Here is a 13658-nt window from a genome sequence, read left to right on the forward strand (position 1 = left end):
AGCCCTCGGGTGACTGCGGATCACTCCAGTTCGGGATCGGTCCGCACCTCGAAGCGGGCGCCACCGGACTCGCTGTCCGTCACTTCGACCGTCCAGCCGTGAGCGGCGGCCACGTCGGCGACGATGGCGAGGCCGTAGCCGGTTCCCTCCGCCGCCGTGGTGAACCCACGTTCGAACACCTGCTCTCTGTCTCCCGGGTCGATTCCCGGCCCGTCGTCGGCGACGTAGAAGCCGCCGGACTGGAGCGGCCCCACCTCGACGTGGACTCCGTCGCCGGCGTGGTCCAGTGCGTTCCGCAGGAGGTTCCCGAGCAACTCTCGGAGCCGCGAGGGGTCCGCCGACACGGTCCCGATCCCGTCCGCGACGGTCAACGCGGCGTCGGCGGTGTCCGGCCACTCGCGGCGTGCGAGGACGGCCACCTCCGTCGGCTCCGTCTCGCCGACGGACCGACCGTGTCGCGCCAGCGAGAGGAGGTCGTCGATCAGCGTCTCCATCTGCTCGTGGGCCTCCAGGGCGGCGTCGAGTCGGTCGGTCGCGGACTCCGTCTCGGCGGCGGCAGCGGCCAACTCCACCTGCCCGGTGGCGACGTTCAACGGGTTCCGGAGGTCGTGCGAGACGACGGAGGCGAACTCCTCCAGCCGCTCGTTCTGCCGGGCGAGTTCCGACTCGCGACGACGGAGTCGCGCCTGTCTGTCGGCGGCGTCCAGCGCCGCCTCGACGTTGGCCGCGAACACCCGCGCCAGCGAGAGGTCCGCCTCGTCGAACGCTCCGACCGTCGTCGAGGCGGCGACGAAGACACCGTGGTCGCCCAGCGGCAAGACGAGCATACTCCGGATCGGCGTCTGCGGGTCCGTGACGCGCTCGTCGCGGCGCACGTCGTCGTGGAGCTCCGGCTCACCGTCGACGTACACGTCCCACGCGACGCTGCCGGAGTCCAACTCCGGCACCTCGGCGCCGACCGCCTCCCGCGCCTCGGCGGTGACGCCCACGGGGACGAGCCGGTCCTCCTCGGAGGCCGCCAGGAACACCCCGTTGGCGGTGAGTCCCAACACCTCGTGAGCCGCGTCCGTCGCCGTGGCGGCGACCGTCGCCGTGTCGCCGGCGGTCATCAACTCCCGGGCGGTCTCGTGGAGGCGGTCGAGTCGTCGCTCGCGCTCGAGTCTGTCGAGCGCCGCGGCGGCGTTCGCACACAGCAGTCGCGACAGCTCCACCGTCGTCTCGTCGGCCCGCTCGCCGGCGACGCGACCGGCGAGGAGCGTCCCGTGCTCGCCGACCGGCACCGCCACGTCCACCGGCGCGGTCGGCTCCCACCCGTCCGCCTCCGACACCCAGACTGTCTCGCCGTCTACGAACCCGCGCCACACCGGGTGTGTCGACTCGTAGGCGTCGAACCGGTCCGTCTCCGTCGGTGTCCTACCGGCCGACGCCGCGTCTCCGGACGCCACGTCCGTCGTCGCCGTCGGGACGAGACGCTCCTCCTCGTGGATGTACACCGCGGCGACCGGCAGTGACAGCACCGTCTCCGTCGTGGCGAGCACTGCCTCGCACAACGCCGACCGCGTGCGAGCCGTCAACAACTCGCGTGTGGCCGCGTACAGCGAGTGCAGCCGCTCCGGAGCGGGACTCGCGGGTCGTCGACCGGGGTCACGACCAGACACTGTCTCCCGTTTCGTCACCCCGGTCAAAAGTCTCTCTGATTGTTAGTGAGAATCGGAGCACGGAGAGATCGACGAGTCGCGTCCGGCGACGCTTCGGCTCGTGGAGTCGGAGCCCGATCCGCGGGCGCGTCAGGCGAGGAAGACGTGTCGCGGCTGGTCGGCGAGGATCTCGCGGCCCCACTGGACCGTCTCGCGGAAGTCGTCCGAGCGGAAGAACGCCATCGCGTCGTCTTTCGCGCGCCACTGACTGGCGATGAACATGTCGTTGTCGTCCTCGTGGTTCACGAGCAGGTCCGTCTCGAAGTGGCCGTCCATCCCGTCGAGTTTGTCGCCGACCACGTCGAACCGGTCGACGAAGTCCTCGCGGTGATCGGGTTTCACCGTGTAGAACATCCCCATCGTCCCGAAGCCGGACTCCTCGCCGGCGCGCTCGACGATACCGGGGAGCTCCGAGAGGAACCCGGCGGCCGTCTCGGCCGCGCTGGCGGTGTCCCAGATGGAGACGACCGCCGAGCGGTCCGTCTCGGTGCCGGCGTACACCGCCGTCTTCACGTGGGTGCCGTAGTGGTCGAAGTTCCCGCGGAGCCCCTCGACCTCGTCGAACAGCTCCTCGGTGTCCGCCTCCGAGTACAGCACCGTCGCGTACACGTCCTCGCCGTGGGGCGTGCCGGCGTAGATGTCCAGGTCGTCCAGCGCCGCCCGGATCTCGTCGGCATCCGCGTCGTCGTCCACCCGGTCGCCGCTCGGCGGGCCGCCACCGCTCCCGCCGTCGTCGCCACCGTGCTCGCCCTCGTCGTCGTGTGCACCGTGGTCGCCGCCCCGTCCGTGGTCGCTCTCGTCGTCGCCGCTACCGTGGCCACCACCCGCGTGCGGGTGGTCACCGCCGCCGCCGGACTCGCTGCCGTGCGGGTGGTCGCCGGCACCGGCCGCCGCGCCGGCACCCTCGTGAGCGCTCGTCGGCACCGGCTCGCCGTCGAGGAACGCCCGCAGGTCCGTCGGCGGGAAGCGTCGGCCGACGAAGAAGTCGCCGAACTCCCCGTAGCGGGCGGACACCTCGTCGAACCGCATCTCGTAGACGATGTCCTTGAGGTCCGTCGGGTCCTCGGCGAACAGCGTCACGCCCCACTCGTGGTCGTCGAACCCGACGGAGGAGGCGATCACCTGCTCGATCTTGCCGGCGTACTCCCGTCCCACCTCGCCGTGGTCCGCCATCAGCTCCGACCGCTCGTCGAAGGGGAGCTGGTACCAGTTGTCTTCCTCCCCGCGGCGCTTGCTCATCGGGTAGAAGGAGACGTACTCGTCGTCGGGGATCTCCGGCTTCATCTTCGACTCGATGTAGCGGCGCAGCCCCTCGTCCAGGTCGGCTTCGTCTTCCGTGAAGTAGTCGTCGGAGACGTAGCCGGACACCTCCGAGACGGAGACGTACGAGTCGGACCGCTCGGTGAACGCGGCGAACGCCGTCGACTCGAACCGGCGTTCGGCGGCGTTCAACGCGTCCAGCGTCGGGCGGAAGTGGAGGATCAGCAGGTCGGCGTCGTCGCCGAGGATCGTGAACACGGCGGAGTCGCCCTCGGTTGCGTCGGCGACCTGTTCGTGTCGTTCGAAGTGTGCGACACCCTCTTCGACGGCGCGTCGACGCCGTCGTTCCGGGGCCTCGCGCCACGCGTCCCAGTCGATCGTGCGGAAGTCGTGGAGTGCGAACCACCCTTCCTCCGTCGGAGGTACCTCGACCATACCAGACAGTAGGTCGTTCGGGGTCTTCGACCTTCGGATTCGTGGGTGGCGTCACCACGACGGAGTGACCGTCGCTACAGTGTCCGCCCGACTCAGGTCGGGAACTCGGCGTCGTGGTCGACGACGCGGTCGACGGCCTCGGGGACGCGCCAGTCGGTGCCCAGCTCCAGCAGTTGGACGAGCATCCGACCCGTCGCACCCCAGACGGTGTAGCCGTCGACGTGGAAGAAGTGGAGGCGGATCGAGCCGTACTGCGGGTGGTCGCGCCGCTCCGACTCGTAGTTGGCGCGATCACACAGGGCCGGCACCGCGAGGGGGACGACCTCCGCCACTTCGCGGTCGTCGGGGACGTACTCGCGGTCCGGCACCCGCCCCACGAACGGGGTGACGGCGTACTCCGAGACCGTCTCGATCCCGTCGAGTTCCCCGACGACCGTGACCTCCGACGGACGGAGGCCGATCTCCTCGTCCGCCTCGCGGAGTGCGGTTGCGGTGAGGTCGGCGTCCTCCGGCTCCGCGCCGCCGCCGGGGAAGCTCATCTGCCCCGGGTGTTCCCCGAGGTCGTCGGCACGGCGCGTGAACAGCACGTGCGCGACGCCGTCCCGCTCGAAGATCGGCGCGAGCACGGCGGCCCGCCGCGGAGCGGACGCCACCCGCGTCGGCGTGTGTGCGGCCACCGCCTCGTAGTCCATACCTCTCGTCTGGGCCGGTAGCGGTTTATCCTTGCCGTCTGGTGCAACGGTGCTGTGACTCCGACGAGACGATCCGAGGTTCGTCGTCCCAGATTTGGGATCGAATATCTCTGGTAGCAGTCACTCTGCGTACAGCCTGTCTCCGACGATCTTCAGGCCGATACTCACGACGATGGTCGCCGGTATCGCCCAACTGGCGAACCCTTCGAGGTCACCGCCGGTCGCGAGGATGGCGACCGTGAGTCCGAGCATCACGAGAACGAATCCGCGGCGGACTCTCTGGGTCACTCTGGTCACACGTACCAGGCCGACAGAGTGGAACCTAAACGTTTCTCTACGAACGTTTCTTCCCAACCGTGTGAGTGTACTTCGGTCGTGAGCAGTGTGCTCTCCGAGTCGACTGCCGGAGCGACCAGACTCCTGGCAGAGACCCCCGGCGCGTGAACGCTTTTCACGGGGCGCGACACACCGGGAGACGATGACGTTCTCTATCGTCGCGCGAGACCCGGAGACGGACGCGGTCGGCGTCGCGGTCCAGTCGAAGTTCGTGAGCGTGGGCAGCGTGGTCCCGTTCGCGAGCGCCGACGCCGGCGCGGTCGCCACGCAGAGTTTCGCCAACGTCGCCTACGGCCCCGACGGTCTCGACCTCCTGCGGGAGGGTCACACCGCCGCCGAGGTGGTCGAGCGACTCACCGACGAGGATCCCGAGGCGCCACAGCGCCAGGTGGGGGTCGTCGGCCAGGACGGCTCCGTCGCGGCGTTCACCGGCGCGGAGTGTTTCGACTACGCCGGCGACCGGCAGGGGGAGACGTACACCGTCCAGGGGAACATCCTCGAGAACGAGGCGACCCTGGACGCGATGGCCGAGACGTTCGAGACCCGCCGCGACGACGGCGAGGGACTGCCGGAGGCGCTGCTCGCGGCGCTACACGCGGGCAACGAGGCCGGCGGCGACTCGCGTGGCGAGCAGGGCGCGGCGCTGTACGTCGCCAAACCCGAGGGCGGCTACGACGGCAACAACGACCGCTGGGTGGACGTGCGCGTCGACGACCACGAGACACCCATCGCGGAACTGGAGCGGGTGTTCAAGCTGTACGACGTGACGTTGTTGGAACGCGAGGAACCAGACGAGACGCGCGAACTCGACGGCGAGACGGCGCGTGCGGTCGCCGAGACGCTCTCCGAGTTGGGGTTCTACGACGGGGAGCCGACCACGACGTTCGGCGAGGCGGAACGCGAGGCACTGGAGGCGTTCCGCGGGATGAACAACTTCGAGAACCACCCGCTCCCCGTGATCGAGGACGCCCTCGCGGACGGCTGGGACGACGCCGAGGGCGAGGGGGAGGCGCGGATGGTCGACGCCATCTGGCACGGTCTCTCGCAGTACGACCGGGTGTGATCGGTCGGCGCGATCCCGGCCCGACACCCACCCGACGCAGTTACTCGCCGTCGCGCTCGCGCCGCTCGACCAGCCGGTCGACGATCTCGTTCGTCGAGAGGATCTCGCCGTCGTAGGCCGGTTCCCGACCCGTCGCGCGCGTCACCTCGCAGTCGAGACCGCGCTCGCGGAGTTGCTCGCGGATCGCGTCGGCGTCGTGGTGTTGGTCGAACCCCAACACGATCACGTCCGGGTCGATCCGTTCGACGGGGACGAAGTAGTCGTCCGGGTGGCCGACGTGTGCCTCGTCGACGACCGACAGCGCGTCGAGTACGTCCCGGCGCTGTCGGTCCGGACACACCGGCGTGGGCTTGTGTGTCACGTTCTCGCGGCGGGCGACGACGACGTGGAGTGTGTCGCCGTGCCGCGCCGCCTCCGAGAGGTAGTGGAGGTGGCCCGGGTGGATCAGGTCGAAGGTCCCCTGTGCGAGCACCACACGGTCGTCGGGGTCGGCGGCGGTGTCGTCGTCGGTGGTCGTCGTCCCGTCGCCGGTCGCCGTCGGTCCACCGCCGGTCCCGTCCCCCACTCCATCGTCACCTGTCTCGTCGGTCGTCGGTACACCGTCTCCGCCGTCGGCCACGGTCTGGCCGTCGTCGTGCTCGCGAGTCATTCGTCGTACAACTCCGCGTCGATGTCGGACTGGTCGAAGTCGAAGAACGCCTCGTCGCCCGGCAACGGCACCTCCAACACGGCCAACTCCGTCGGCTCGCCGTCGCGGTCGAACGCCCGCCAGTCGTCGCGCCCGTACGGCGCGCCGACGATGACGTGGACCTTCCCCGCGTGGAAGGTGCCCAAGTCGGCGTCGCTCGGTCGCAACACGCCGTTCGGGTGCGAGTGGACGGAGCCGACGGCCTTCCCGCCGGCCGGGATCTGGTTCTCGCGGACCGTCGCCGAGACGGAGTTCGAGGACGTCCCGGGGATCACCCACACGTCCGTGATCACCGTGCCGCTCCGGTCGAGGTCCAACTGGGCGGCGGGCGTCCCCTGGAAGAACGCCATGTACTCGTTCGGGTGGGCGTCGCGCGACGCCTCGAGGACGAACTCCAGCGTCTCCTCGGCGATTCCGAGGAGTTCGCTCGACCGGAACAGGCCCATGACGAACGCTCCGAGCGGTCGAGGCAAGAGGGTGTCGATGCCGTCGGTGAGTGGGTCGACACACTCACCGGTGTTCGTCGAACCAGGGAGCGTCGGGCTCCGGTGGCTTCGTCTGGTCGGCTTCTGCCGCAGCCGTCACCGACAGTGCCTCGTCTAGATTCGACAGCGCTGCCTGTCGATTCGGTCCCTGTGAGGCGACTCCAGTCTCTTCGTCGACCGCCGACCACCATCCGTCGTCTTCCTCGTGGAGCGTGATCTCTCGCCTCGTGGTCACACCCGGACTGAGTCGTTATAGGTAATAAAAACTCGGACGGGAGCGCCGTCGTGTGTTGCCCAGATGGGCCACTCTCCCGAAGGTTTAGGCGTGGAGACGACCCACTTCTGGCCGAGATGAGTACGGAACTAGACCCGACCATCACACTCACCGACGAGGGAGACTGGTGGGTTGCACGCGACACCGAGACCGGCGTGACCTCGCAGGGAGAGACACGAACGGAGGCGTTGGACAACTTGGACGAAGCCATCGCGGCGTACCACGGTGCAGGCTCCGAGCCGACCGACGCGGAGTTGGCCGCTCTCGGAATCGATCCGGACGACAACGAGTCGACACCACTCGACGAGTCGGACCTGTTCGAGTGAGTCGACAGTGTCTCACTCTCCCTTCTCTGGCGACGAGGTGGTGTCGGTGATGGTCGGAAGCGGGATCTACGAACTCGACCGAATCAGCGGCGATCACGCAATTCTCGTCTGGAATCCACCGGCCGATCACGACGCAGACGCACGGACCGTTCCGGTCCCACTCCACGACGAACTGTCGGAGGGGACCCTCAGAGAGATCGGAGAACAAGCCGGTATGCGTGACTTCCAACGGTTCAAAGACTGGCTCGACGAAAACTGCTGAGACGCGGGGGCGACCGGGGAGTGGGTGAACGAGCCGGCGAGGATCACTCTCCCCGGAACTCGGGGTCACGATCCTCGAGGAAAGCGTCGATCCCCTCGTTGGTGTCGTGGGAGTCGAACAGCCCGACGAACAGTTCGCGCTCGTACGCCAGCCCGTCGTCGAGTGGCTTCTCCGCGGCCGCACGCACCGCCTCCTTCGCGCGCCGCACCGCCAGCGGACTGTGGGCGGCGATCTGGCTCGCCAACTCGTCGACCGTCTCGTCCAACGCCGCCGCCGGGACCGCCTCCTCGACGAGCCCGATCTCGGCGGCCTCGGTGGCGTCGAGCAGCTCCCCCGAGAGGATCATCCGTAGTGCTTGGCCCTCGCCGACGAGTCGCGGGAGCCGTTGTGTACCGCCGCCGCCGGGGATCAGTCCGAGGCCGATCTCCGGCTGGCCGAGTTTGGCGTCCTCGCTCGCGATCCGTACGTCACACGCCTGTGCGAGTTCACAGCCCCCGCCGAGCGCGTGGCCGCCGATCCGTGCGATCACCGGGACGGGACAGTCCGCGACGGTCTCGTACACGCGCGGGAACTCGCTGGCGGCGCGCTGTTCGACGGCCGAGCGCTCGCGCAGTTCCGTCACGTCCGCGCCCGCGACGAACGCCCCCGCGTCGTCGGCGCCGGTGAGTACGACCACGCGCACCGCGTCGTCGTCGGCGACGGCCTCGAAGGCCGCCTGCAACTCCGTCCTGACCGTCGCGTTCAGAGCGTTGCGCGCGTCCGGGCGGTCGATCACGACCGTCGCGACCCCCTCGCCGCGCTCGCCCACCGTCGCCTCGACGAACTCGTTGCCGGCCGTCGCCGCGAGGAGTCCGCTCGCGTCGTCGCTCATCGCTCCACCCCGACGCCGTCGGCGACGCCGACGATCTCCCCGTCCTCCCAGACGTAGAACCCCTCGCCGGTCTTCTTCCCGAGTTTCCCGGCACGCACCTTCCGCCGGAGCAGCGCGGGCGGTTTGAACCGCTCGCCCAACTCCTCGCGGAGGTGTTCGAGGATGTCGAGTCGCACGTCGAGCCCGACCACGTCCGTCAACTCGATGGGCCCCATCGGGTGACCGTAGCCGAGTTCCATCCCGGCGTCCACGTCGCGGGGGTCCGCGACGCCGGTCTCCAGCATCCGGATCGCTTCGACACCCTGCAGGGCGCCGAGTCGCGAGGTGGCGAACCCCGGCGCGTCCGTCACCGTCACCGCCGTCTTCCCGAGCGTGTCGACGAACGACTCCGCCAACTCCCGGACGGCGGCGCTCGTCTGCTCGGCGAGGACGACCTCCACGAGGTCCATCGCGTGAACCGGGTTGAAGAAGTGGAGTCCGACGGCCCGCTCCGGGTCGTCCAGCGCGGCCGCGACGCTCGTCAACGGCAGCGAGGAGGTGTTCGACGCGACCACTGCGTCCGCCGGGACGTGCTCCTCCGCCTCCGAGAGCACGGAGCGCTTGAGTTCGAGGTCCTCCGGGACGGCCTCGACGGCAACGTCGACGCCGTCGGCGGCCGCCGCGAGATCCGTCGTCGTGGTCACGCGGTCGCGGGCCGCGTCCGCCTCCGCCTGCGTGAGGAGGTCCCGCTCGACCCCGCCCGCCAGCGTGTCGTCGAGGTACGACTCGGCCTCGGCCAACTGCTGGTCGTCCACGTCGCGGAGCCGCACCGGGAGTCCCGCGACGGCACAGGCGTACGCGATGCCGCGTCCCATCGTCCCCGCACCGAGGACACACACCGTCGTCTGCGTGTCGGCGTCCATACCTCCGAGAGCGACCCGAGGAGGCAAAAACTGCGGTGGTCTCGCGCGAGGCCGGTGTCGTGGCTCGACGTCGGCGGCCGTCCACACGGCTCCAAGACGGGTACTCGCCCCCGAGTCGTAACTCGAAGACTTATCCGTGCGGTGGAGAGACTGCCGAGCAAGGATGCGACGCGCGAAGATCGTCTGCACGCTGGGACCCGCCTCGGACGACGAGGCGACGGTTCGGGCGCTCGCGGACGCGGGGATGTCGGTGGCACGGCTCAACGCCAGTCACGGGACGACCGAGGACCGGGCGGCGCTGGTGCGGACGATCCGGGCGGTCGACGACGCCGCGCGGCGACCGTTGGCGGCGATGCTCGACCTCCAGGGCCCGGAGATCCGAACGGCCGAGATCGACGGCACGGTCCAGTTAGAGACGGACTCGGAAGTGACCTTCTACCGCGGTGAGGACGCGACGCCCGAGCGAGTCGGCCTGTCGTACACTGTCGCGTCGGCCGAACCGGGCGACCGAATTCTTCTCGACGACGGCCGGATCGAGACGACGGTCACCGCCGTCGACGGCGACGAGGTGACGGCGACGGTCGACTCCGGCGGCGAGTTGGCCTCGCGGAAGGGGGTGAACCTCCCGGGCGTCGACCTCGACTTGGACCCGGTGACGGACAGCGACGCGGCGGAACTCGACGTGGCCGCCGCGGAAGACGTCGACTTCGTCGCCGCGTCGTTCGTCCGCGACGCCGCGGACGTCCACGCCGTCCAAGACGCACTTGAGGCGCGCGGCGCCGGCAACGTACCGGTCGTCGCGAAGATCGAACGCCGCGGCGCGGTCGAGAACCTGGCGGGGATCGTCGACGCGGCGTACGGCGTGATGGTCGCCCGCGGTGACCTCGGGGTCGAGTGTCCGCTGGAGGACGTGCCGATGATTCAGAAACGGATCATCCGGACCTGCGTCGAGACTGGGACGCCGGTGATCACCGCGACGGAGATGCTGGACTCGATGGTCTCCGAGCGGCGCCCTACCCGCGCGGAGGCGTCGGACGTGGCCAACGCCGTCTTGGACGGGACGGACGCGGTGATGCTCTCCGGGGAGACGGCCATCGGCGAGGACCCGGTCCACGTGGTCGAGACGATGGACCGGATCGTCCGCCAGGTGGAGTCCAGCGACGAGTACGCGGAGGTTCGCGAGGAACGTGTCCCGCTGGCGGACGACGACTCCCGGACGGAGGCACTGGCGCGCTCGGCGCGGTTCCTCGCCCGCGACACGGACGCCGCGGCGGTCGTCGCCGCCTCCGAGTCCGGCTACACCGCTCGCAAGACCGCGAAGTTCCGTCCGGGCGTGCCCGTGATCGCGACGACGCCCGCCGACAGGGTCCGTCGCCAGTTGGCGCTGTCGTGGGGCGTCCACCCGGTCGCGTCGGGGTACTCGGACAGCGTCGAGGCGATCATGGACGACGCGGTCGACGCCGCGCTCGACGCGGGCGTCGCCGAGTCGGGCGACACGTTGGTCGTGCTCTCCGGGATGATGACGGAGTTGGAGGGGAACACGACGAACACGCTGAAGGTCCACGTCGCCGCCGAGACGGTCGCGACTGGTCGCCACGTCGTCGGTGGTCGCGTCTGTGGGCCGCTCCGGCGGATCGACGACGGAGACCTCTCCGCGTTCCCCGAGGGCGCCGTCGCCTACCTGCCGGCGACGTTCGAGGGGGAGTTCCACGGCGACACCGGCCGCCTGGGTGGGATCGTCGACGCCCGCGCCGGGATGACGGGCTATCCGGCGATCGTCGCCCGCGAGCGGCAGATTCCGATGGTGTCGGGCGCGCCGCTGCCGGACCGGCTCGGGGACGGGGACACGATCACCGTCGACGCCGAGCGTGGCGTCGTCTACGAGGGTGACGTGATCCGACAGGCGCGGAAACGGTAGGCTCGGCGCTCCACATCGCCCGATCTTCCCCGTCTCGACTCCTCACTCCCCACCGTCGTCCGCCACCCGCTCTAGCGTGCCGCCGCCGAGCCCCTCCCACGCGACGCGGTAGCCGAGTCGCGTGAGGGCGGCGTTCGCGTCCGGGACCCCGGCGTCCGCGAGCCACTCGCTCGCCGTCTCGAACTCCATCCCCGGCTCCAGTCGGTCCCGAACACGCTCCAACACCGCCGGGCGGACGAACGTGTCGCCGACCCGCTCGTGGTCGGGGAGCGACACGTCGTCGAGCGCGGACTCGGGGACGCCGTACTCCGCGGCCAGCGTCGCCACGCCCACCGCGTCGGCGTCGGGGACCAGTTCGGCGGGGAGATCCGCGGTCGCCGTCTCGCGCAGGTCCGTCTCGTAGCGTCGCAGCACGTCGACCACGGGTTTCGGGCGGACCGTTCCGTCGTACTCGATCACCTCCGCGCCGGTCGCGGCGACCGCCTCGCCGACGCCCAGCGATGCGTCGACGGCGACGAGCAGCGCCACGTCCTCCAGCCCGCGGAACTGCGCCAGCTTCTTCTCGACGTACTCTGGCGTCCAGAACCCCATCACCTCGAAGAACAGACGGAAGTCGGCGTGGTCGTACACGAACGCGAAGTCGGGGACGGCGACCCGCGTCTCCCCGTCCGGACCGTCGACGCGCAGCGGTTCCGGCTCGCGGACGAGCGTCCAGTCCACCTCCAGCGCGCGGAACCGCGCGGCGAAGGCGGACTCGACGCCCGAGTCGAACGCCGGTTCGCCGGTCGGATCACCCGACGGGACCGGTACGTCGGCGTCGGACAGTTCCAGCGTGCGCTCGCGGCCGCGGTCGTCGACCGTCGCCGTCAGCTCCCACCGGGTCGCCGTGCGCGCGACGGTCCGCAGCAGGTCCGCGAACGCCGTCCCGTAGCGGCGCGTCCGCCGGAACAGCGCGTCTGGCCCGGTGACGACTACCTCCCGCGTCGAGAGGGTCGCGTCGGCGGAGTCGCCGGTCGCGCCGGATTCGGAGGCGGACTCACTCGTGTCGTACACCTCGTACAACAGGCCGTTCCGTTTGACGGCCGAGACGAGCGCGGCGGGGTCCGAGGAGCGCAGTCGTACCTCCGTCGCGTCGAGTAGCGACGCGGCCGCCAGCGCGAAGTCGTACCGGACGCACAGCGACGCCGGCGTGGGGTCCGCGTCGAGGTCTGCCAACACCTGCTCGGCGTCGCGGTCTGCGTACAGCGACCGCTCGACGGTCTCCGGCTCCGTCCCGAGCCCGTCGGCGGCGTCGGCCAGTGCCTCGCGGCGCTCCGTCTCGTCCGTGACGCCGACCGACTCGGCCGCCTCGAAGACCGCCCGGCGGACGCGATCGGGCGGCAACGGCGCGCGCGTCTCGAACGTCGCCGACCGCTCCAACAGCTTCGCGAACCCGCGGACGAGCTTGAAGTCGTCCGTCTCGCGCTCGACGGTCTCCAGCGCCTCCTCGAGATCGCGGCGTCGCTCCCCGACGTGACCCTGGTAGACCCCGATCACGCGCGCCGCGAGTCGTCGGGCCTCGTCGTCGTCCCCGACGAACTGCGGGTGGTAGCCGCCGCCGGCTCTGGAGATCCGACGGAGGTCCTTCGTGAGCACACGCGCACTCGGGTGGCCGGCGTCGTACACCTGTCGGCTCTCGACGGCGGGGATACTCCGACGACCCTACACTGGGGACGCCACCTGCCCACACCCGACTGCGGTGGCGCGTGCGAGGCGCGAGTGAAACGAGCGCCTCGACTGCGAACGGGGAACGGAGTGACCCGTGAGCCGCGCAAGGGGCTCGCGAACGGAGTGAGCGAGTCGGCTGGGGAGGTGTGTGGGCTGGGCGGTGTGGTGAGGTGTGGTGCGGTGTGGTGAGGTGAGGTGTGGTGCGGTGTGGTGAGATGTATCGGGGTGTGGCCCAGCGCTGCACCCCTCCCCACCGAGGCGACGCCACCGGAAGACACACAGTCGCGGGCCCGAACCGCGACACATGGGACTCGGAAGCACGGCCAAGAAGCTCCAGAAGGTCGCCGACATCGCAGAGAAGCTGTTCAAGCGGATCAACCAGATGCGGAAGGAGATCCAGCAGCTGCAGGGCGCCGTCGACAGCGCCGAGACGGACACCGCCGAACTCCGCCGCGAACTCGCCGAGACGCGAGCCATCGTCGAGGCGCTGGCCGACGAGGAAGGGGTCGACACGGAGGCCGTCCTCGCGGACCTGGAGTACCCCGAACCGGAGGGTCGCACGGTCGCAGACCGCGAGGCCGAGGCCGAGGCTGCGGCCGACGCCGGCGACGCCGAGGCGGCCGCAGACAGCGGCGACGGGCAGAGCCAGAGTCAGAACGAGAACTGATCGACACACCGCCTCCGGTGGCGTCCGGCCACGCGTCGGGGACCGACTCCGCGGCCGGTGATGAACCCGAACGGA

General features: G+C 70.1%; 15 protein-coding genes. 5 read left to right on the forward strand and 10 right to left on the reverse strand.

The genetic code is table 11. The features are described 5' to 3' along the window. Positions 1-20 precede the first annotated feature (20 nt). The 4 genes from RYH80_RS01105 to RYH80_RS01120 all read right to left on the reverse strand — a co-directional run bounded on the left by RYH80_RS01105 (position 21) and on the right by RYH80_RS01120 (position 4381). Positions 21-1658: a sensor histidine kinase gene (locus RYH80_RS01105; RefSeq protein WP_370902016.1), complete on the reverse strand. Its 1638-nt coding sequence runs from the start codon at positions 1656-1658 to the stop codon at positions 21-23. Between the two features lie 129 nt (positions 1659-1787). Further along, positions 1788-3392, reverse strand: coding sequence for a heme-binding protein (locus tag RYH80_RS01110; RefSeq protein WP_370902017.1), 1605 nt, complete (start codon positions 3390-3392; stop codon positions 1788-1790). A gap of 92 nt (positions 3393-3484) precedes the next feature. Then, positions 3485-4084, reverse strand: coding sequence for an NUDIX hydrolase (locus RYH80_RS01115; RefSeq protein WP_370902018.1), 600 nt, complete (start codon positions 4082-4084; stop codon positions 3485-3487). Between the two features lie 120 nt (positions 4085-4204). Then, entirely contained in the window at positions 4205-4381 is a 177-nt protein-coding gene (locus RYH80_RS01120) for a hypothetical protein (protein WP_370902019.1), read from the reverse strand. A gap of 181 nt (positions 4382-4562) precedes the next feature. Here RYH80_RS01120 and RYH80_RS01125 point away from each other — a divergent pair, with 181 nt between their 5' ends. Continuing rightward, entirely contained in the window at positions 4563-5483 is a 921-nt protein-coding gene (locus RYH80_RS01125; RefSeq protein WP_370902020.1) for a DUF1028 domain-containing protein, read from the forward strand. A gap of 40 nt (positions 5484-5523) precedes the next feature. On the opposite strand, the gene RYH80_RS01130 is transcribed toward RYH80_RS01125, so the two are convergent. From RYH80_RS01130 to RYH80_RS01140, 3 genes are all read right to left on the reverse strand, one after another. Further along, the gene (locus tag RYH80_RS01130; RefSeq protein WP_370904621.1) at positions 5524-5958 is read right to left on the reverse strand and encodes an FAD synthase family protein; all 435 of its coding nucleotides are present in this window, start codon (positions 5956-5958) and stop codon (positions 5524-5526) included. Between the two features lie 170 nt (positions 5959-6128). Next, entirely contained in the window at positions 6129-6617 is a 489-nt protein-coding gene (locus RYH80_RS01135) for a JAB/MPN domain protein-containing protein (protein ID WP_370902021.1), read from the reverse strand. Positions 6618-6681: 64 nt separating this feature from the next. Next, on the reverse strand, positions 6682-6891 hold the full coding sequence (locus RYH80_RS01140) for a type II toxin-antitoxin system HicB family antitoxin (protein WP_370902022.1): 210 nt from the start codon (positions 6889-6891) through the stop codon (positions 6682-6684). A 116-nt stretch (positions 6892-7007) separates the two neighbouring features. On the opposite strand from RYH80_RS01140, the gene RYH80_RS01145 reads away from it, so the two are divergent. Both RYH80_RS01145 and RYH80_RS01150 read left to right on the forward strand, forming a co-directional pair. Beyond that, positions 7008-7256, forward strand: coding sequence for a type II toxin-antitoxin system HicB family antitoxin (locus RYH80_RS01145; RefSeq protein ID WP_370902023.1), 249 nt, complete (start codon positions 7008-7010; stop codon positions 7254-7256). 7 nt (positions 7257-7263) lie between these two features. Further along, a complete protein-coding gene (locus tag RYH80_RS01150; protein WP_370902024.1) occupies positions 7264-7518 on the forward strand; it encodes a type II toxin-antitoxin system HicA family toxin in 255 nt (84 codons plus the stop codon). Between the two features lie 43 nt (positions 7519-7561). On the opposite strand, the gene RYH80_RS01155 is transcribed toward RYH80_RS01150, so the two are convergent. After that, positions 7562-8389 carry an enoyl-CoA hydratase/isomerase family protein gene (locus RYH80_RS01155; protein WP_370902025.1) on the reverse strand — a complete coding sequence of 276 codons (828 nt, stop codon included), beginning with the start codon at positions 8387-8389 and terminating at the stop codon, positions 7562-7564. Continuing rightward, complete coding sequence (locus RYH80_RS01160) at positions 8386-9291, reverse strand: 3-hydroxyacyl-CoA dehydrogenase family protein (protein WP_370902026.1); 906 nt, start codon at positions 9289-9291, stop codon at positions 8386-8388. Before RYH80_RS01160 ends, RYH80_RS01155 begins: the two co-directional genes overlap by 4 nt. A gap of 163 nt (positions 9292-9454) precedes the next feature. On the opposite strand from RYH80_RS01160, the gene pyk reads away from it, so the two are divergent. Beyond that, positions 9455-11209 (forward strand): pyruvate kinase, encoded by a 1755-nt coding sequence (gene pyk, locus RYH80_RS01165; protein WP_370902027.1) that lies wholly within the window; start codon positions 9455-9457, stop codon positions 11207-11209. Positions 11210-11251: 42 nt separating this feature from the next. On the opposite strand, the gene RYH80_RS01170 is transcribed toward pyk, so the two are convergent. Continuing rightward, entirely contained in the window at positions 11252-12844 is a 1593-nt protein-coding gene (locus RYH80_RS01170) for a DUF790 family protein (protein ID WP_370902028.1), read from the reverse strand. Between the two features lie 376 nt (positions 12845-13220). Between RYH80_RS01170 and RYH80_RS01175 the strand changes: the two genes are divergently transcribed. Next, positions 13221-13583: a DUF5798 family protein gene (locus RYH80_RS01175; RefSeq protein WP_370902029.1), complete on the forward strand. Its 363-nt coding sequence runs from the start codon at positions 13221-13223 to the stop codon at positions 13581-13583. The last annotated feature ends 75 nt before the right edge of the window (positions 13584-13658 follow it).

This window comes from Halobaculum sp. MBLA0147, from assembly GCF_041361345.1.
In the GTDB taxonomy this organism is placed as follows: domain Archaea; phylum Halobacteriota; class Halobacteria; order Halobacteriales; family Haloferacaceae; genus JAHENP01.

Bases quoted from the DNA above. Each gene is read 5' to 3' on its own strand.
- RYH80_RS01110 (WP_370902017.1), bottom strand. From the start codon at position 3,392: ATGGTCGAGGTACCTCCGACGGAGGAAGGGTGGTTCGCACTCCACGAC.
- RYH80_RS01115 (WP_370902018.1), bottom strand. From the start codon at position 4,084: ATGGACTACGAGGCGGTGGCCGCACACACGCCGACGCGGGTGGCGTCC.
- RYH80_RS01125 (WP_370902020.1), top strand. From the start codon at position 4,563: ATGACGTTCTCTATCGTCGCGCGAGACCCGGAGACGGACGCGGTCGGC.
- RYH80_RS01135 (WP_370902021.1), bottom strand. From the start codon at position 6,617: ATGGGCCTGTTCCGGTCGAGCGAACTCCTCGGAATCGCCGAGGAGACG.
- RYH80_RS01145 (WP_370902023.1), top strand. From the start codon at position 7,008: ATGAGTACGGAACTAGACCCGACCATCACACTCACCGACGAGGGAGAC.
- RYH80_RS01155 (WP_370902025.1), bottom strand. From the start codon at position 8,389: ATGAGCGACGACGCGAGCGGACTCCTCGCGGCGACGGCCGGCAACGAG.
- RYH80_RS01160 (WP_370902026.1), bottom strand. From the start codon at position 9,291: ATGGACGCCGACACGCAGACGACGGTGTGTGTCCTCGGTGCGGGGACG.
- pyk (WP_370902027.1), top strand. From the start codon at position 9,455: ATGCGACGCGCGAAGATCGTCTGCACGCTGGGACCCGCCTCGGACGAC.
- RYH80_RS01175 (WP_370902029.1), top strand. From the start codon at position 13,221: ATGGGACTCGGAAGCACGGCCAAGAAGCTCCAGAAGGTCGCCGACATC.